This window comes from Microbacterium rhizomatis (assembly GCF_008710745.1).
Lineage (GTDB): Bacteria > Actinomycetota > Actinomycetes > Actinomycetales > Microbacteriaceae > Microbacterium > Microbacterium rhizomatis.
In genome coordinates this window covers 1,075,109-1,093,170 of record NZ_VYSA01000001.1, presented here as the reverse complement: position 1 = coordinate 1,093,170, position 18,062 = coordinate 1,075,109, and the positions used below count along the sequence as shown (strand labels likewise).

At 68.8% G+C, this 18,062-nt stretch carries 15 protein-coding genes and 2 tRNA genes; 13 read left to right on the top strand and 4 right to left on the bottom strand.

Annotation, left to right across the window (positions count from 1 at the left end):
• Window positions 1-8 precede the first annotated feature (8 nt).
• Window positions 9-1,943: an alpha/beta hydrolase family protein gene (locus F6B43_RS05240; RefSeq protein WP_150447791.1), complete on the bottom strand. Its 1,935-nt coding sequence runs from the start codon at window positions 1,941-1,943 to the stop codon at window positions 9-11.
• A 392-nt stretch (window positions 1,944-2,335) separates the two neighbouring features.
• Between F6B43_RS05240 and F6B43_RS05235 the strand changes: the two genes are divergently transcribed.
• Window positions 2,336-3,292, top strand: coding sequence for a methylenetetrahydrofolate reductase (locus F6B43_RS05235; RefSeq protein ID WP_150447790.1), 957 nt, complete (start codon window positions 2,336-2,338; stop codon window positions 3,290-3,292).
• Window positions 3,289-5,625 (top strand): 5-methyltetrahydropteroyltriglutamate--homocysteine S-methyltransferase, encoded by a 2,337-nt coding sequence (gene metE, locus F6B43_RS05230; RefSeq protein ID WP_150447789.1) that lies wholly within the window; start codon window positions 3,289-3,291, stop codon window positions 5,623-5,625. Before F6B43_RS05235 ends, metE begins: the two co-directional genes overlap by 4 nt.
• On the opposite strand, the gene F6B43_RS05225 is transcribed toward metE, so the two are convergent.
• Together F6B43_RS05225 and lexA are read right to left on the bottom strand one after the other, a co-directional pair.
• A complete protein-coding gene (locus F6B43_RS05225; protein ID WP_150447788.1) occupies window positions 5,615-7,264 on the bottom strand; it encodes a hypothetical protein in 1,650 nt (549 codons plus the stop codon). The two genes, metE and F6B43_RS05225, sit on opposite strands and share 11 nt — an antisense overlap.
• A gap of 79 nt (window positions 7,265-7,343) precedes the next feature.
• On the bottom strand, window positions 7,344-8,036 hold the full coding sequence (lexA, locus tag F6B43_RS05220; protein WP_150447787.1) for a transcriptional repressor LexA: 693 nt from the start codon (window positions 8,034-8,036) through the stop codon (window positions 7,344-7,346).
• A 266-nt stretch (window positions 8,037-8,302) separates the two neighbouring features.
• Between lexA and F6B43_RS05215 the strand changes: the two genes are divergently transcribed.
• From F6B43_RS05215 to F6B43_RS05165, 11 genes are all read left to right on the top strand, one after another.
• Window positions 8,303-8,695 (top strand): LysM peptidoglycan-binding domain-containing protein, encoded by a 393-nt coding sequence (locus F6B43_RS05215; protein WP_150447786.1) that lies wholly within the window; start codon window positions 8,303-8,305, stop codon window positions 8,693-8,695.
• A 37-nt stretch (window positions 8,696-8,732) separates the two neighbouring features.
• Window positions 8,733-9,827 (top strand): histidinol-phosphate transaminase, encoded by a 1,095-nt coding sequence (locus F6B43_RS05210; RefSeq protein ID WP_170285564.1) that lies wholly within the window; start codon window positions 8,733-8,735, stop codon window positions 9,825-9,827.
• Between the two features lie 13 nt (window positions 9,828-9,840).
• Complete coding sequence (hisB, locus tag F6B43_RS05205) at window positions 9,841-10,455, top strand: imidazoleglycerol-phosphate dehydratase HisB (RefSeq protein WP_150447784.1); 615 nt, start codon at window positions 9,841-9,843, stop codon at window positions 10,453-10,455.
• The gene (gene hisH, locus F6B43_RS05200) at window positions 10,452-11,159 is read left to right on the top strand and encodes an imidazole glycerol phosphate synthase subunit HisH (protein ID WP_150447783.1); all 708 of its coding nucleotides are present in this window, start codon (window positions 10,452-10,454) and stop codon (window positions 11,157-11,159) included. Before hisB ends, hisH begins: the two co-directional genes overlap by 4 nt.
• Before the next feature lie 78 nt (window positions 11,160-11,237).
• Window positions 11,238-11,984, top strand: coding sequence for a bifunctional 1-(5-phosphoribosyl)-5-((5-phosphoribosylamino)methylideneamino)imidazole-4-carboxamide isomerase/phosphoribosylanthranilate isomerase PriA (gene priA / locus F6B43_RS05195; RefSeq protein WP_150447782.1), 747 nt, complete (start codon window positions 11,238-11,240; stop codon window positions 11,982-11,984).
• On the top strand, window positions 11,968-12,780 hold the full coding sequence (locus F6B43_RS05190; RefSeq protein WP_150447781.1) for an SseB family protein: 813 nt from the start codon (window positions 11,968-11,970) through the stop codon (window positions 12,778-12,780). The genes priA and F6B43_RS05190 overlap by 17 nt, the downstream gene beginning before the upstream one ends.
• Window positions 12,781-12,839: 59 nt before the next feature.
• Complete coding sequence (locus F6B43_RS05185) at window positions 12,840-14,231, top strand: pyridoxal phosphate-dependent decarboxylase family protein (protein WP_150447780.1); 1,392 nt, start codon at window positions 12,840-12,842, stop codon at window positions 14,229-14,231.
• 171 nt (window positions 14,232-14,402) lie between these two features.
• Window positions 14,403-15,050, top strand: a complete 648-nt coding sequence (locus tag F6B43_RS05180; protein WP_343030074.1) for a DUF305 domain-containing protein — start codon at window positions 14,403-14,405, stop codon at window positions 15,048-15,050.
• A gap of 169 nt (window positions 15,051-15,219) precedes the next feature.
• Window positions 15,220-16,743 carry an MFS transporter gene (locus F6B43_RS05175; RefSeq protein WP_150447779.1) on the top strand — a complete coding sequence of 508 codons (1,524 nt, stop codon included), beginning with the start codon at window positions 15,220-15,222 and terminating at the stop codon, window positions 16,741-16,743.
• Window positions 16,744-17,373: 630 nt separating this feature from the next.
• Window positions 17,374-17,459, top strand: a tRNA-Leu gene (locus F6B43_RS05170).
• A gap of 27 nt (window positions 17,460-17,486) precedes the next feature.
• Window positions 17,487-17,558 (top strand) — tRNA-Gln (locus tag F6B43_RS05165).
• 59 nt (window positions 17,559-17,617) lie between these two features.
• On the opposite strand, the gene F6B43_RS05160 is transcribed toward F6B43_RS05165, so the two are convergent.
• Window positions 17,618-18,037 (bottom strand): DUF1844 domain-containing protein, encoded by a 420-nt coding sequence (locus F6B43_RS05160; protein ID WP_150447778.1) that lies wholly within the window; start codon window positions 18,035-18,037, stop codon window positions 17,618-17,620.
• Window positions 18,038-18,062: the final 25 nt, after the last annotated feature.

Sequence of the window (18,062 nt, the reverse complement as noted above, 5' to 3'; positions counted from 1 at the left end):
CTCCGGCGTCAGTCGAGCCGGAGCGGTGCGACGTCGTCCGGCTCGAAGCCGAGGACGGCGCCGAGGAACGCGAGCTGCGTCTGATAGGCGTGCACAAGGGTCTTGGCCTGGCGGAAGCCGTGGCCTTCCCCTTCGTACAGAACGTACGCGTGCGGAACCCCGCGAGCGGCGAGTGCGTCGCGGATGCTCTCGGACTGCGCCGGTGGGACGACCGCATCGTCCGCGCCCTGCAGGAGCAGCAGGGGCACGGTGAACCGCTCTGGGTGCGTCAGCGGCGACCGCTCGATGTACACGTCCTCGGCCTCAGGCAGCGGCCCGATCAGCCCATCGAGGTAGCGCGCCTCGAAGTCGTGGGTGTCGGCCGCAAGGGCTCTGGCGTCGCCCACGCCGTATCGCGAAATCCCCGCGGCGAAGACGTCGGTGTTGGCCACGGCGGCGAGCACGGTCCACCCTCCTGCCGAGCCTCCGTCGATCGCGATGCGCGCCGGGTCGGCGAAACCCTCCGCCGCGAGCCCGCGTGCTGCTGCGGCGACGTCCTCGACGTCGACGATTCCCCACTGCCCGCGCAGGCGCTCGCGGTACTCGCGCCCGTAGCCGCTGGAGCCTCCGTAGTTGACGTCGAGGACGCCGATCCCGCGGCTGGTGAAGTAAGCGATGCGATCGGATGCGGCGCCGCCCACGTGGGCGGTCGGTCCACCGTGCACGAAGACGATGTAGGGCGGGAGCTCGTCCTCCGGGCCCGCGACATGCGGATTCGTCGGCGGGTAGGCGAACGCATGCACCGGGCCCCGAGGGCCGGGGGTGGAGAGGGCGCGGGGATGCGGCATCCAGTCGGCTCCCCAGGGGGACTCGCCGCCTCGCACCAGCGATATCTCCGTGGGCCGGTCCAGATCGATCTCCCACAGACCGGGAGGAGCGTCGACTCCCGCTCCGGCGATGAGAACGCGCGTGCCGCGCACGTCTTCGACAGTGATGCCGGACGTGGGCGGCGCTGCAAGAAGCGAGATCACACCATCCGGCCCGATCACCACCAGGTCATCCGATCCTTGTGTCCGCACCGCGAGGATGCGTCCGTCCTCCAGGTGGGCGAACCACTTCGCACCCAGAACCCAGAGGGGGCCGCCGGTGTCGGCATCCGCGCTCTGGACGTGATGGCTTTCGATGGGATGAGCGGTCGGAGCAGGTACCTGTGCCCTCCAGAGATTCCATCGCCCGGTCGGGTCGTCCGCGTACAGCAGTTCGTCCGCCCCCGCCCAGACGGGCTGCAGCGCGGAGGAATCTGCGCCTGCGACGGTGGTCCATTCCCTGACGACACCGTCTTGGAGGGCGCCGACCCTCAGTTCGGCGCGGTCCCACGGCATGTCCGGGTGATCCCACGCGATCCACGCGAGCATCCGCCCGCCCGGTGACAGAGCCGGCTGGGCGACGAAATCGCTCCCCGACGCGACGCAGGTGATCTCGATCTTCTCGCCCACGCCGATCCGGACGATGTCTCGCTGCGGGATCGCCCGCTCCCCGCCAGGAGCCTCGTGCGATTCGCGAATGGCCAGCAGGACGCCCTGCTGCCAGGACAGCCCGCCGAAGCGCGTGTCAACGGTCTCCGGCGTCAGCGCACGCAGCTGCCCGCCCGGTTCGCGAAGCCAGACGCGCTGGTCCGCCTTCTCGACGAAGAAGAGCCGGCCGTCGTCGGCCGCCGTCCACGCGCCGCCTCCGTACTCGTGGACTCTCGAGCGGGCGCTGTGCGGAGACGGCAGAAGGTCGTCCACGTCACCGCTCGCCGTGCGACGCCGCACCGACGTCCTGCCGCCCTCGCCGGGGATCGTCTCGCCCCACCAGACTTCGCCTCCCACGAACCGAGCCCCCTCGATCCTCGGCGATGCGGAGGCGACGGCCTCAGCCGTGAGCGGGGACGGCCAGGACCCGTAGGGGAGGTGCTCTGTCATATGTCCACCGTATGCCGACCCGTTGATCTCCGGATCGGTCGAACGGCCGGGAGCAGTGCTGCCCGCGGGGCCGGTGCGTCCACAGAAAGAGGGTCTCCTCCCGGCGGTGTCTCGCCCGAAGGCGGGGATTCGGCGCGGTTCTGACGCTTCCAGAGGACGGTTCGACACATCCCTATGAGCATATGCATCGAGAGGTATGTACCCCGACACGGGACGTCACAGATCGCATATTGCGCGCGTTTCGTCAGGTAGCCTCGACGCAACGTCCGGCGATCCCGCAAGGAATCCCGGGCAGGAGCGACAGCCGAGCCCGGCACCCGCCCGCGATCACTCCGCACCTCGGTGCGGCTCGCGGCCCACCGGCTACTCGACACGACTCCAAGGATGACGACATGTCCGTTCACGACGGCGCTCGCGCACCTCGCGTACCCGTCTCGTTCGAGCTGTACCCTCCGCGATCCGCGGAGAGCGCCGCCGCGCTCCATGCGACCATCGACGCGCTCGCGGCGGTCTCTCCCCGCTTCCTGTCGGTCACCTTCGGTGCCGGCGGCTCGTCGGGAGGATCATCGCTCGAGCTGCTCCGTCACATCCGCTCCTACACGTCCGTCGAGCCGCTCGCCCACCTCACGTGCGTCGGTAACACCTATGCGGGGGCGACAGCTCTCATTCGGGAGTTCCTGGATGCCGGCATCACGAGTTTCCTCGCACTCCGAGGCGACCCGCCGCTGAGTGGCGACAGCGGCATCGGCGACCTCGAGAGCGCGGCTCAGCTCGTGCAGCTCATCGACCGCGTCCAGGCCGAGCGCGCGCCCTATCGGGAATCCACGATCCCGGGACTGCCCGGTGCCGCGCGCGTGGACAGCCGTCCGCGGGTGCAGATCGCGGTGGCGGCATTCCCGAACGGGCACCCGCGGTCACGCCACCCCCTCGAGCACATCGATGCGCTGCTCGCCAAGGAAGCGGCGGGTGCGACGTTCGCCATCACCCAGCTGTTCTTCCACGCGGACGACTACTTCTGCTTCGTGGAACGCGCTCGCACCGCGGGTGTGACGATCCCGATCCTCCCCGGCTTCATGCCGATCACCTCGCCGCAGCGGCTGCGGCGCGTGCTGGAGCTGAGCGGCGAGGCGCTGCCCAGTGATCTCGCGATCGACCTCGATGTCGAGCCGACCGCGGAGGGCCGGCGCGAGGTCGGCATCCGCCACGCGTCCCGGCTCGCCGCCGAGCTGGTGGCCGGTGGTGCCCCCGGCATCCACCTCTACGCCTTCAACAATCACGACACGGTGCTCGCGGTGCTCCGAGAGGCCGAGATCATCCCCTCCATTCCCGAACAGGAGTTCGCACGATGACCGCTCCATCCCCTTCCTTCCCGGTGGGAACGATCCTCGGGTATCCCCGCATCGGCCCCGCCCGCGAACTCAAGCGCGCGGTCGAGGCGTACTGGGCCGGGTCGCTCGAGCTCGTCGAGCTCGAGCGGATCGCTGCCGACCTCCGCCGCTCCACGCGGGCGCGCCTCGTCGCGCTGGGTCTCGGCACGACGGACTCGTCCATCCCCGAATCGTTCTCGTTCTACGACCAGGTGCTCGACGCCGCCGTCGCGGTGGGGGCGTTCCCCGCCCGGTTCGCCCGCTTGCGCGACGACGACGGCGCCATCGGGCTCGACGCAGCGTTCACCGCGGCGCGCGGCGATGGCGAGAACGCGCCGCTCGAGATGACGAAGTGGTTCGACACGAACTACCACTACCTCGTTCCCGAGATCGGTCCGGAGACCGTGTTCGCCGTCTCCGCCACGCGCTTCGCCGACCAGGTCGCCGAAGCGCGCGACGAGGGTTACGTCACGCGCCCCGTGATCGTCGGGCCAGTGACCCTGCTCGCCCTGGCGAAGGCCACGGATGCGGCACCCGCGGGGTTCTCGCCCCTTCAGCGCCTGGAGGACCTGCTGCCCGTATACGTCGAGCTCCTCGCCGCGCTGCGCAACGCCGGCGCCGAGTGGGTGCAGCTCGATGAGCCCGCTCTGGTGAGCGAGACCCTCCCGGATGACGCGCGCGAACTCGCGGATGCCGCGGCCCGTGCCTATGCCGTGCTCGGTGCGGCGACCGATCGACCCGCGATCCTCGTCGCCGCCCCTTATGCGCAGCTGAGCCCGAACGCGTGGGCCGTGCTGGCCTCCGCGCCCGTGGAGGCGATCGCGATCGACCTCACCCGCGGAGCCGTGCCGGCAGCGACTCCAGGACTCGCGGGCAAAACCGTCGTCGCGGGAGTGATCGACGGACGCAACGTGTGGCGGGGCGACCTCGCCGGCGCGTGGAGCCGCCTCGACGAACTTCGGACACTGGGCGCCGGGGCGGTCGCCGTCGCGACGTCCACCTCTCTCCAGCACGTTCCGCACGATCTCGCCGTCGAGACCGATCTTTGTCCTCGTCTTCGATCATGGCTCGCGTTCGCCGACCAGAAGGTCGGGCAGGTGGCGGTGCTCGCCCGCGGGTTGCGCGAGGGAGCCGGGTCCATCGCTGCAGCGCTCGCCGAGGCATCCGGTGCTCTCGACGACCGGCGCGGCGCCCCCGGTGTGAGCGACGGGCGCATCCGCGCGCGTCAGGCCGCTCTCACCACCGCAGACTTCGTGCGCGCGGAGTACGCCGAGCGTCGGATCGCGCAGGACGCGACACTGGCACTCCCGGCGCTGCCCACGACGACGATCGGGTCGTTCCCGCAGACGGCGGACATCCGGCAGATCCGGGCGCGACACGACAGGGGCGACCTCACGACGGCGGAGTACGAGGACCTCCTGCGGCTGGAGATCACCACCGTCATCGGACTCCAGGAGGAACTGGGTCTGGACGTGCTCGTGCATGGCGAGCCCGAGCGCAACGACATGGTGCAGTACTTCGCCGAGAACCTCGGCGGCTTCGCCGTCACCCGCAACGGCTGGGTGCAGTCCTACGGGTCGCGCGCGACGCGACCCTCCATCCTGTGGGGTGATGTCTCGCGTCCCGCCCCGATCACGGTCCGCTGGTCGCGGTTCGCGCAGGATCTCACCGACCGGCCGGTGAAGGGGATGCTGACGGGGCCCGTGACGATCCTCGCCTGGTCGTTCGTGCGCGATGACCAGCCGTTGGCCGAGACCGCCGACCAGGTGGCGCTCGCGCTGCGCGACGAGATCCGCGACCTCGAGGCAGCGGGCATCGGGATCATCCAGGTCGACGAGCCCGCTTTGCGCGAGCTTCTCCCGCTGAAGAGGGCGGACCATCCTGCCTACCTTGCATGGTCGGTGGGATCGTTCCGTCTCGCAACCGGGGGCGCCGCATCCGCGACTCAGGTGCACACGCACCTCTGCTATTCGGAGTTCGCCGTGGTGATCGATGCGATCGCCGCCCTCGACGCCGATGTGACCTCGATCGAGGCGGCACGCAGCCGCGGCGACGTGATCGACGACATCGCCGATTCCGGGTTCACCCACGGTGTGGGCCCTGGCGTGTATGACATCCACTCGCCACGCGTGCCCTCGGTGACGGAGGTGCAGGAACTCATCGAGCGCGCTACGGGTCAGCTTCCGCTTCGGCAGGTATGGATCAACCCCGATTGCGGTCTGAAGACACGCGCCTACCCCGAGACGGTTGCGTCCCTGCGCAACCTGGTCGAGGCGACGCGTCTGGCCCGGGAACGCATCGAAGTCAACGCCTAGGGGCGCGCGGGCGCGGCGGGCGCTTGCCCGTCGTGCCCGTGGCGCTGACATCCGGAGGGGAGCCGGCCGGGAGCGGCTCGACCACCCCTCTGACGGCGTCTGGCTCTGTGACGGCGTCTGGCTCTGTGACGGCGTCCGGGTCGACGACGGCGTCGTGATCGATCACCGCGGTCTCGGCGGCCTGCACAACGATGGCGGGTTCGATGACGGCCGTGTCGCCTTGCGGTGACGCCATCGCTCCGACGGGTACGAGCTCAGTCGCCGCATCCGGCAGGATGGCGCCGTCGTCCCCTTCGATCGGCGCACTCTCACTCGGCCGCTTCTGCACGAGCTCCGCCAGCCACCAGAGGAGCAGCCCGACGATGAGCACGAGGGCGACGTCGCCCGCGCCGAGCGGCCGCAGCAGCATCAGCCACACGATGAGCACGACTGCCAGCACGACGCGCACCAGCACGCGCTGCGCGTACATCCACGCACCGAAACGACCGGTGTCGACGCCCCGCGCCGCCAGCGAGGTGCGGATGCTCCCATTGACCGCTCCCGCGGCGCGCCGCGTCACCTGCGCCCCTCGCCACCTGCCGCCCAGCCAGGCCAGCACTGCGATCACGACGCCGATGACGGCCACCACGACGGCGGTCTGCTTGGCTGCGGCGATGACCTGGTCGTAGATCGCGGTCAGCGCCGCCGTGGATATGCCGAGCTGCGGCGCGGACAGCGCCAGGACGGTCCCGCCGATCACGAAACCGGCAGCGAGTGTCGTACCGCCGATCGCGATCCCCACGCCGGTGCCGAGGAGGGCGGTGCTGCGCCGACGGGCGATCAGGATGCCGGCCAGAAAGAGAGCGAGGGCCACGAAAGGCAGCCAGAAGCCCACCGTGACGGCGAGGCTGTAGACGACACTGATCGTCGCGAGGGCGTCGCTCTGGGCGATGACGATGGTGCGATTGATCGTGGGTATCGCCGAGGCGAAACCGACGCCCTGATCCACCAGGCGCTGCTTCACCGCGTCGATGATGGGTCCGAGCTGAAGGCCGATCTCGCCGGTGTCGCTGACCGTGACCGCGCCGCTCGCCGTGCCACCGGTCGCTGCAGCCACCAGGCCGCGGTGGCTCGCGGTGAGCGCCCCCTGCCACACGCTGGCGAAAGCATCCGACTGCACCACTCTCGTGACCGTGGTCGTCACCAGGCTGTTGAGTCCCTGCACTGCGGGCTCCCGGAGCAGATTGATCGCCGCGGAGGCGCGCGGAGGGAGGCCGAGGCCCTCGATTCCGTCGAACAGATCGTTCGTGATGCCCGCGAAGTCGACGGACGAGTTGATCGCCGTCGTCGTCTCGTCCACGATGAGCGACTGGACGGCCGGGTCATCGATCAGCGGCGCGAACGTCGCGACGAACGTGCTCTCGTCGACGAGCTGGGTTCGCGCCCACGTCGTGACGACCGAGATGGGGACGAGCACAGCGGCCAGGACGATGCAGAGCGCGGAAAGGAAAGCGCGCCACGTTCCGCGCCCTCGTCGTGGTGCCACGACCGCGTCGGACGCCGATGCCCGCAGTCGCGCGTTCTCCGCCTCCAGACGGTCCAGGCGCGCGCGAAGCTCGTCGGTGTCGCGGGACGAGGGGGCAGAGTCGGCGAGGGTCATTTCACCCTTATAGCGGTCATCGCCGAGCACGCAAAGCCGGTGGTCGCTATTTCATCCTGCGCGGATGAGTGGTCTGCGCTCAGACGGCGCGAAGGACGGCGACGACCTTGCCGAGAACTGTCGCGTCGTCGCCCAGGATGGGTTCGAATGCGGAGTTGCGGGGGAGCAGCCAGGTATGGCCGTCGCGCTGACGAAAGGTCTTCACCGTCGCATCGCCGTCTAGCATGGCCGCGACGATGTCGCCGTTGTCAGCCGTGTTCTGCGCGCGGATGACGACCCAGTCACCGTCGCAGATCGCCGCATCGATCATCGATTCGCCGGAGACCTTGAGCATGAACAGATCGCCCTTGCCGACGAGCTGCCTCGGCAGCGGGAAGATCTCTTCCACCTGCTGCTCGGCGGTGATCGGCACACCTGCGGCGATGCGCCCGACGAGCGGGACCATCGCCGCGTCGCCGACCATGGGCGCCGAGTCTGCGGGATTCTCGGTCGACATGCCGGGTAGGTCGATGAGCACTTCCATGGCCCTGGTCTTCCCGGGGTCACGACGGAGGTAGCCGCTCAGCTCCAGCTGATTCAGCTGATGCGTGACGCTGGACAGCGACTTCAGGTCGACCGCGTCGCCGATCTCGCGCATGCTCGGCGGGTAGCCGTGGCGCGCGATCGAGCGCTGGATGACCTCGAGGATGGCGAGCTGCTTGTCGCTGAGGCTCTTCCTCCTGCGCGTCTGCGGTCTTTCACGCCCATTGGCGGGTGAGGTCGCCTCGCTCATGATCGTGCTCCTGTCTCGTGCCACGGGGTGAGAACTGGCATCCGTCTTCGAATGTCGGAGGCCCGTGGTGGGGTCTTCTTATCGAAACCGTATCCGCATCCCCGTCGAATCGTCCGCACCTCTCGCGCGTGTCGTGTTCGAAGGACGCGCGTGCGGAATCGATATTGACACCCTATCAATTCGAAGATAGCTTCGGAAGAGAAGTTCGCAGACAGCACGCTTGCAGCATCGGCGAATGCGAATCTCTCGCCCATCCAGGAGGAATCATGACTGTGATCGCCATCGGACGCCCGGTCGGGCGCCACCGCGCCCGCACTGTCTCGCGGGACGTGCAGGCCACGCGCTTGCGCCTCACGGTGCGGGGCCGCCGCCTGCTCGCGGCCGTCGCCGCGATCCCCGCCGTGATCGCGCTGTCCCTCGCGATCCTTGGGGGCGGCGCGGCGCTCGCATCGCGCGACGCAGGCATGTCGGCGGATTCGTTCCAGACGGTCACGGTCGCATCCGGCGAGTCGCTGTGGTCGATCGCGCAAGAGGTGGCGCCCAACGCCGACCCCCGCGACGTCGTCGACGCGATCATGCGACTCAACGCGCTCGGTGGTGCGACGGTCTCGGCGGGCCAGAGGCTCGCGATCCCCGCCGAGTACAGCGCCTCCCGCTGATCGCCCGTCGCCGGTCCGACGGCATCGCGGCCTTAGCATGGGACGGGTGAACGCTCGTCTCGAAGACCTTCCGATCCGCGACGACCTCCGAGGGCTCGTGCCCTATGGGGCTCCCCAGGTCGCGCTTCCGGTCGCACTGAACGTCAACGAGAACACGCATCCTGTTCCACAGGAGGTCGCAGACGACATCATGGATGCCGTCGCCCAGGCGCTCCACGAAGTCAACCGCTATCCCGACCGCGAGTTCACGGAGCTCCGCGACGGGTTCGCGACCTACCTCGGGCACGGCCTCACCCGTGAGAACATCTGGGCCGGAAACGGCTCGAACGAGGTGCTCCAGCACCTCCTGCAGGCTTTCGGTGGTCCGGGCCGGACGGCGTTCGGATTCGCGCCGACGTACTCCATGTATCCGCTGATCAGCCGAGGCACCGGGGCGGAGTGGGTGGCGGGGACGCGCGGCCACGCTTTCACGATCGATCCGCAGGACGCGGCATCCCAAGTCTCTGACGCGGCTCCCGATGTCGTCTTCCTCTGCGCGCCGAACAATCCGACCGGCACGCCGATGGGCATCGACGTGATCGAAGCCGTATACGACGCAACGGACGGCATCGTCATCGTCGACGAGGCCTACCACGAGTTCGCTCCGCGCGAGGAGCGTTCGGCCCTCACTCTGCTGCCCGGTCGGGAGCGTCTCGTCGTGTCGCGCACGATGAGCAAGGCCTTCGCCTTCGCGGGCGCCCGCGTCGGCTACCTGGCCGCCGACCCCGCTGTGATCGATGCGCTGCGCCTCGTCCGGCTTCCGTACCACCTCAGCGCGCTCACGCAGGCGGCGGCGACCGCAGCTCTCCGCCACGCTCCGACGATGCTGCGGATGGTCGACGACATCGTCGGGCAGCGAGACCGCATCTCGGCGACGCTCGAGGCTCTCGGCTACGAGCCTTACGAATCATGGACGAACTTCGTCCTGTTCGGCGGCGTGAAGGACGCGCGCACGACCTGGCAAGCGCTTTACGACCAGGGCGTGCTCATTCGTGATGTCGGAATTCCTGGGCATCTGCGCGTCACCGCGGGCACCGAGGACGAGACCTCCGCATTCCTCGATGCCCTCGCCTCGCTAGACTCGGCCTCATGACGAGTGCCGCCTCATGACCGCGTCGACCGGGCACCGGACGGCGTCGCTGCGTCGTTCCACGAGCGAGTCCACCGTCGAGCTCTCCCTGGACCTCGACGGCACGGGGTCCAGCCACATCGACACCACGGTGCCGTTCTTCGACCACATGCTCACCGCGTTCGCGAAGCACTCGCTCACGGATCTCACCGTGCGGGCGTCGGGCGACACCGACATCGATGCACACCACACCGTAGAAGACATCTCGATCGTGCTCGGTCAAGCGATCCGCGAGGCCCTCGGCGACAAGTCAGGCATCTCACGGTACGGCGATGCGCTCGTTCCCCTCGACGAGGCGCTGGCGCAGGCCGTCGTCGACATCAGCGGTCGCCCCTACCTCGTGCACGAGGGTGAGCCGGCGGGTTACGAGCACCATCTCATCGGCGGGCACTTCACCGGCTCGCTCGTGCGGCACACCTTCGAGGCGATCGCCTTCAACGGCGCGATGACCGTACACGTGCGGGTACTCGCGGGCCGCGATCCGCACCACATCGCCGAGGCCGAGTACAAGGCCTTCGCACGTGCGTTCCGTCAGGCGAAGGCTCTGGATCCGCTCGTGTCGGGCATCCCCAGTACGAAGGGCGCCCTGTGACCGCAGCTTCGAGCCCAGCTTCGAGCGAAGCCGAGCCCGACACGGCGGGGGATGCCGGTTCCCGGCCGCTGGTCGCTGTGCTCGACTACGGCTCGGGGAATGTCCACTCCGCGGTCAAGGCCCTCGCCGCTGCGGGCGCCGATGCCCGCCTGACCTCCGATCGCGGGCTCGTGGCCGAAGCGGACGGACTGCTGGTGCCCGGTGTCGGAGCCTTCCGCGCCGTGATGCATGCGCTACGCAGCAGCCGCGCCGATGAGCTGATCGAGCGCCGCCTGGCCGGCGGCCGCCCCGTGCTGGGCATCTGCGTGGGAATGCAGGTTCTGTTCGGTCTGGGTGTGGAGCGCGGGGTCGATACCGAAGGCATGGGGCAGTGGCCCGGCGTGGTCACCGAACTGGACGCCCCGGTCCTGCCGCACATGGGGTGGAACACCGTGCACGCCGGAGACGGCTCACGCCTCTTCCGGGGCATCGAAGACGAGCGCTTCTACTTCGTGCATTCCTACGCGGTGCAGCAGTGGCAGCTGGAGGTGCAGCCGCCGTTCCCTCAGCCGGTGCTCACCTGGTGCGATTACGGCGGCCCCTTCCTGGCGGCCGTCGAGAACGGACCGCTGGCGGCGACGCAGTTCCACCCCGAGAAGTCGGGGGCTGCCGGCATCCGGCTGCTCTCCAATTGGATCGCCAGCCTCGGCGCGGCTACTCTCTAAAGCCGTGCCCTGACCTCGAGTCGCACGCACATGAGCGGCTGTGCGCCGGTCAGCATTTCACTTGAACCGTGGGGATCCATGAACGATTTCGCGTCCACGCCCGAACTGGTCCTTCTGCCGGCGGTCGACGTCGCTGGGGGCAAGGCCGTCCGACTCACCCAGGGTGCGGCAGGATCGGAGACGAACTACGGCGACCCGGTCGATGCGGCTCTCGAGTGGGCTCGCCAGGGCGCGCAGTGGATCCATCTCGTCGATCTCGACGCGGCTTTCGGACGTGGGAACAACGCCGGCGTGCTGCGGAAGGTGATCAAGCAGGTGCGCGGCGTCCAGGTGGAGCTGTCCGGTGGCATCCGCGATGACGAGACGCTCGAGGCAGCACTGGAGAGTGGCGCATCGCGGATCAATCTCGGAACCGCCGCGTTGGAGAATCCCGAGTGGGCGGCGGACGTGATCGGCCGCTACGGCGAGGTGATCGCGGTGGGCCTCGACGTCCGCGGCACCACCCTCGCCGCCCGAGGCTGGACGCGGGACGGCGGCGATCTCTGGCAGGTCCTCGAGCGCCTCGAGACCTCGAACTGCGCCCGCTACGTCGTGACGGACGTCACGAAGGACGGCACGCTCAAGGGGCCGAACCTGGAGCTGCTGCGCGAGGTCACCTCGCGCACACCGAAGCCGGTCGTCGCCTCAGGCGGCATCTCGAACCTCGATGACATCGCGGCCCTGCGCGAACTCGTGCCGCTGGGGGTGGAGGGGGCGATCGTCGGAAAGGCGCTGTACGCGGGCGCGTTCACCCTCGCCGAGGCGCTCGATGTCGCCGGACACTGATCCCGGCGACACTCCGCCCGTCGGCGGGATATCCGGCCACGCAACCCATCCGGCGGACTCCGCCGGGGTGCCATGGGCAGGTCGGAGTTTCGAACCCAATGCGCACGCGTCCGACGACGGCTCTGCCGACCCGGCGCTCCTCTCGGCCCTCGAGGCGTTCCAGCGCGGTGAGGGCAGTGCGGTGGCCGTGGTGGATGCCTACCGCCTCGCTCGCCTCCTCATTCCTCTCGTCGCCGAGAAGGGCGACGAGGGCGTCGGTGCGCACGGGCTGAAGGTCGACAAGACGCAGGAACTGTCGATCGTCACGGTCGCTGCCCCGGACGGCCGCGCGGTGCTTCCGGTGTTCACCTCCGTCGCGGCGCTCGGTCGATGGGATGCTGCGGCCCGGCCGGTTCCTGCCGACGGTGTGCGCACCGCCTTGGCCGCGTCGGCCGACGACACCGATCTGATCGTCATCGACCCGGGCTCGGACACCGAGTTCGTCATCCGTCGTCCGGCCGTGTGGGCGATCGCGCAGGGCCTGCCGTGGGAGCCCGCGCACGTGTCGCCCGAGGTGTTCCTCGGCCTGCAGCACAGCGTCGCCGGCGAGCTCGCCGTCCTCGACCTCGCGGTGGAGACCGGTGACCCGCTGTCACGCCTGCGCGGTCCCGAGCTCGTCGTGCGTCTCGAGCTGATCCACGGACTCGACCAGGAAGAGCTCGATGCGGTCCTCGGCCGGCTCGCGAAACGATGGGCGTCGGATGACCGCGTCGCGGTCCTGGTCGACTCGCTGACGGTCAAGCTGATCCGCGCCTGACGGCAGGGTTGCGGTCCGGGCCATGCGAGGCGGATGATCGCCCCTGCGGAGGTGTCTGGATGAATGACGAGACGAACGAGTACGGACCGGCTCTGGGCGCGGCGGAGAGGCACGCGCGCGCATGGCTCGCCTCGGTCGACTCCCGCCCCATCCGACCGGAGGCCGATGTCGACGCGGTCCTCGCCGCCGTCGACCGAGAGTGGCAGGACGATGGTCGGGATGCTCCGGCCGTCGTCGAGGAACTCGCCGCCATCGTCGAGCCCGGCCTGCTGGCCATGGGCTCGTCTCGCTTCTACGGCTTCGTGATCGGTGGTGCCTACCCGGCAGCCCTGGGCGCGGACTGGCTCGTGTCCGCCTGGGACCAGAACACCGGATCCCGGCAGTCGACGCCGGGTACTGCCGCCGTCGAGGAAGTCGCCGCGGGGTGGTTGCTCGAGGCGCTCGGACTGCCCGCAACGAGCGGCGTCGGGTTCGCCACGGGAGCGACGAGCGCGAACATGGCGTGCCTGGTGACGGCGCGCGATGCGGTTCTGCGGGCGCACGGCCACGATCCAGTGCAGGGAATCCAGGGTGGCCCGGCCATCCGATTCCTTGCCGGGGGAGCGGTGCACACATCCGTCGTCCTGGCGGGACGCATGGCGGGCCTGGGAGCCCCGGTCACCGTGGGGGCCGACGACCAGGGCCGCATCGACGTCGACGGGCTCGCACGCGCACTCGCCGGGGACGATGGACCCTCGATCGTGTCCCTGCAAGCCGGCGACGTCCACTCGGGATCGTTCGACGACTTCGCCGGGGCGATCGCCGTCGCCCGCGCGGCAGGTGCCTGGGTGCACGTCGATGGCGCGTTCGGCCTGTGGGCGGCGGCGACCCCGACCCTCGCACACCTTGTGGCAGGACTTCGCGATGCGGACTCCTGGGCCACCGACGCGCACAAGACGCTCAACGTGCCGTACGACTGCGGGGTGGCGATCGTGCGAGATGAGGCGGCGATGTCTTCGTCGCTCGGCGCACGCGCCGCGTACCTGCCCGCGGCGGAGGGCGTCGCAGACCCGTGGGACCACGTGCCCGAGCTCTCGCGTCGCGCGCGGGGCATCCCGGTGTGGGCGGCCCTGCGCACACTCGGCCGTCACGGTGTCGCCGCCCTGGTCGATGGTCTGGTCGAGGCAGCGTCCGCGCTCGCCGACGGCTTCAGAGGCATCCCCGGCATCGACGTGATCAACGACGTCGTCTTCACCCAGGTCTGCGTGGCCGCGTCGGACGACGCGGCGACCGCAGCCCTCGGCGACTGGCTGCGAGCCGAAGGAACGGTATGGGCGTCGTCGTCGACGTGGCGCGGACGGGCTGTCGTGCGCTTCTCGGTCAGCAATCGCGGGACGGATGCTGAGGCGGTGCGCCGCACGGTCGACGCCGTCGCGCGGGGTGCGCGCGCCCTCGGGATCCCCTTCGACTGACCGGGGGAAGGACTTATCCACAGGCCTCTCCGGAGCCGTCGCGGCGTCGTTACGCTGATTGTTGGAGAGGGAGGCAGATGTCCTTGATGGGCGCTGAGTGTCGATGTCAGGGGCGCAGGGTCGGGCCCTGTCGCCGCCGTCGATGATCTCTCTCTGCATCAGTCGCACCTGATGCGCGAGCCGGCCAGCCGCGGCCGGCGCGCCCCCTCGCATCCCAGCTCGACCCGAGCCGGGTATCTTCGGCGACCCTTTGGAGAACACCTGATGAAGACCCGTGCCGCGGCGACTGCCGCGATCACTCTCACCGCTGTCCTTGCTCTCGCCGGCTGCGCGGGATCGGATTCCGGTCCCGCTCACGCCAACGCCGCTGACATCATGTTCGCGAGCATGATGATCCCGCATCATGTCCAGGCGGTGGAGATGTCCGACGCCCTGCTGAGCAAGGAGGGCGTGGATGAGCGCATCGTCGCGCTCGCTGAGCAGGTCGTGTCGGCTCAGCAGCCGGAAATCGATCTGATGGAGAACTGGCTCGCCGATTGGGGCGCCGAAGCGTCTGACCTCCCGACCGGCACCGACATGGGCCATAGCGGCGGCATGATGTCCGACGGTGACATGCGGGCCCTGGACACCGCCGTCGGCGACGAGGCGGGCCGTCTGTATGTGGCGCAGATGATCGATCACCATCGCGGGGCGATCGACATGGCGCGGGGCGAGATCCAGAAAGGCCAGAACCCGGATGCGGTGGCTCTGGCCCAGCAGATCATTGCGACGCAGACGGTAGAGATCGACACGCTCGAGGACGTTCTCGCGACGTCCTGAGAGGCAGGGTGGGGCGCGGGCGCAACGCTGCCCCACTTGTCCACTGCCGGTGAGAGAGGGCGTCGGATATGGTGTGCGTTGTGAGCCTCGTGGAGGCACCCTCCATGAGTAGTCGGGTCCGATCGGGCGAGGGCGGCCTTGCGGCGATCGGATCGTCGGGGGAGGCGCAATGAGTGCGGTCAGGCGCCCGGGTGGCGTCTTGTTCGCGGTATGTGCGGCGCTGTTCCTGGTGGTGATCGACGTCACCGTGCTGCATGTGGCAGCCCCGCAGATCGCCGACTCGCTGGCGCCGTCCGCCACAGAGTTGTTGTGGATCGTCGACATCTACCCTCTGGTCATCGCACCCCTGTTGCTTGCAGCAGGAGTGGCGGGTGACCGCTTCGGTCGGAGGAGGTTCCTCCTCATCGGGCTCGCCGTGTTCGGGGTGATGTCCGTACCCGCGGCGTTCGCGTCTACTCCGCTGATGCTCATCGGTGCCCGCGCGGGAATGGCGGTCGGCGCGGCGATGATCATGCCCGCCACGATGGCGCTGCTCAGAGTCGCCTATCCTGACCGCTCCGCGCGACTCCGGGCCGTGGGCATCTGGTCGGCCGTCTCCGCGGTCGGCGCCGCGATCGGCCCGCTGATCGGTGGGCTGCTCGTCCAATCGTTCTGGTGGGGAGCCGTGTTCCTCATCAACATTCCCCTCGCCCTGGCGGTGTTCCTCCTCGTGTGGGCGGTCGTCCCCCCATCCCGCTCGGCGGCGGCCCTCGTGATGGACGTGCCCAGCGTGATCCTCTCGATCATCGCGGTCCTTGCGCTGGTCTTCGCGATCAAGCAGGCCGCGCGGTACGGGCTCGACGCGGTGGCTGTCGGGTCGCTTCTCGTCTCGACGATCGGCACGATCTGGTTCATCCGACGGCAGCTGGCGCGCCAACGAGCCGGGATCGAGCCGTTGCTGAACGTGCGGCTGTTCGGACGAGCAGGGTTCACGGTCTCGGTCCTCGCTGTCGCCTTCTCCATGTTCGCGATCGTCGGACTCGACCTGCTCTTCGCTCAATACCTGCAGAACATCCTCGGGTACACCCCCGTCGAGGCTGCCCTGCGTCTGATGCCGATGGCGATCGCCGCGATCTTCGGTGCGCTGTCTGCACACGTCATCGTGCACCGATTCGGCACCCGGATCGCGATCGGTGCGGGTCTGGGTCTTGCGGCGGCCGCGCTGATCCCCCTCCTCACCGTGGGCGCCAGCGAGCAGTTCCTCGTGTTCACCCTGTCACTCGCGGTCGTCGGTTTCGTGCTGGACGTCGCGCTGGTAGCGGCGAACGACACCATCATCTCCGCTGTCCCCGAAGACTATGTGGGGCAGGCGGCCGGTGTGGAAGAGACCGCATATGACCTCGGGGGCGGCCTCGGGATCGCCGTCCTCGGCTCGATCCTCGCCGCGACCTACACTGCAGCCTTCCCCGTGGTCCCCGGGCTCACGGCGGTCCAACAGGCGGCCGCCGCAGAATCCGTCGCTTCTGCCGGGCACCTCAGCGCGACCGTCGGCGGTGCACTCGCCGCGGACGTCCACGCCGCCGCGCAGAGCGCCTTCCTCCTCGGCTTCCACACAACGATCACCGTGTCCGTCGCGATCCTCGCCCTCACTGCAATCGCTGCCGCGGTCCTCATCAGGCCCCGCAAGGCCCAGCCCCTCGCAACGCCTCTGTAAAGGTTCAGCGGGAGCAATAGGGGAGAACCGAGAGCGTCATCGCACGAGGCCGTCGCACCGCATCGTCACACTACGTCGTCACACTATGTCGTCACACCACGTCGTCACACCACAACGGTCTGCGGGCCGTTAGCGGTCCGCGGGAATCGATCCGGGTTCCGTTCTCACCGGAAGCCACCGACCGCGTTGCCCTTCCTCGATGCGGCCTGAGGTGGGGGGTGACGGCTTGGCTGTTGTACCTGGCCCGGAGAGTCCCGGTATCGGGCTCTCGAACTCTGGACCGAGTTCGAGGGGCGTAGTTGAGGCAAAGAATGAAGGCGCAGACCTGGGGTGGGTCTGCGCCTTCGTGGAAGAGCAGGGGATGGCTCTTCAAATGGGGTACTCTTAAAGTAGCACACTAAAATACTGAAATGCAAGACGATGTGGCCATGAGACCGGCAAAAGAGGTGCGCCCATCGCATTTTGACGAAACATATATCAGTATGCTAGCCTTGAGCCAGTCGAGGATGTATCGGGTCCGGAATGGTGTTCCTCGCACACGCCGACCCAGGAGGTGCGTGACGGGGCGCCGCGGGGAGTCTGGCCCCCGCGGCGCCCCGTCACCTCTTCCACGCTCGAGATGCACGTCGGGCCGGTGTGGCGGAATGGCAGACGCGACCGACTCAAAATCGGTTGCCCGGAAGGGCGTGTGGGTTCGACTCCCACCACCGGCACCATCACCCGCGCACGATCACGAGTGTTGATCCGCCTTTGTGTAATGGCAGCACGTCAGCCTTTGGAGCTGTTCGGTCCAGGTTCGAATCCTGGAGGCGGAGCTCATTGCGGCTCCGCACAGCTCGGGCACACGGCGGCTCGTCCTGCTCTCGGTGACCTCTTAGGTGACCGGACCCGTCCACTTTTCGCCGGGACCCTTGCCGATCGGGTCGGGAATGGCGGATGCTTCGCGGAACGCGAGCTGCAGGGACCGCAACCCGTCGCGCAGCGAGCGAGCGTGCATGTCGCTGATCTCGGGTGCGCCTGCCGTGATGAGCCCGGCGAGAGCGTTGATGAGCTTGCGCGCCTCGTCGAGGTCGAGCTGACTGTCCGGATCGTCGGCGAGACCCAGTTTGACGGCGGCGGCGCTCATCAGATGCACCGCAGCGGTCGTGATCACCTCGACCGCTGGCACGTCGGCGATGTCCCGTGTGGCTGATGCGGCGGCACGTTCCTGGGCCTCCCAGCGCGACTGCCGATCGGTCTCTGCCGCGAGTCGTCCTGCCTGAAGGTCGTCGTCGCTCTGCCGAATCGTGTCCACGTCGCTCTCTCTGCTAGACTATGGC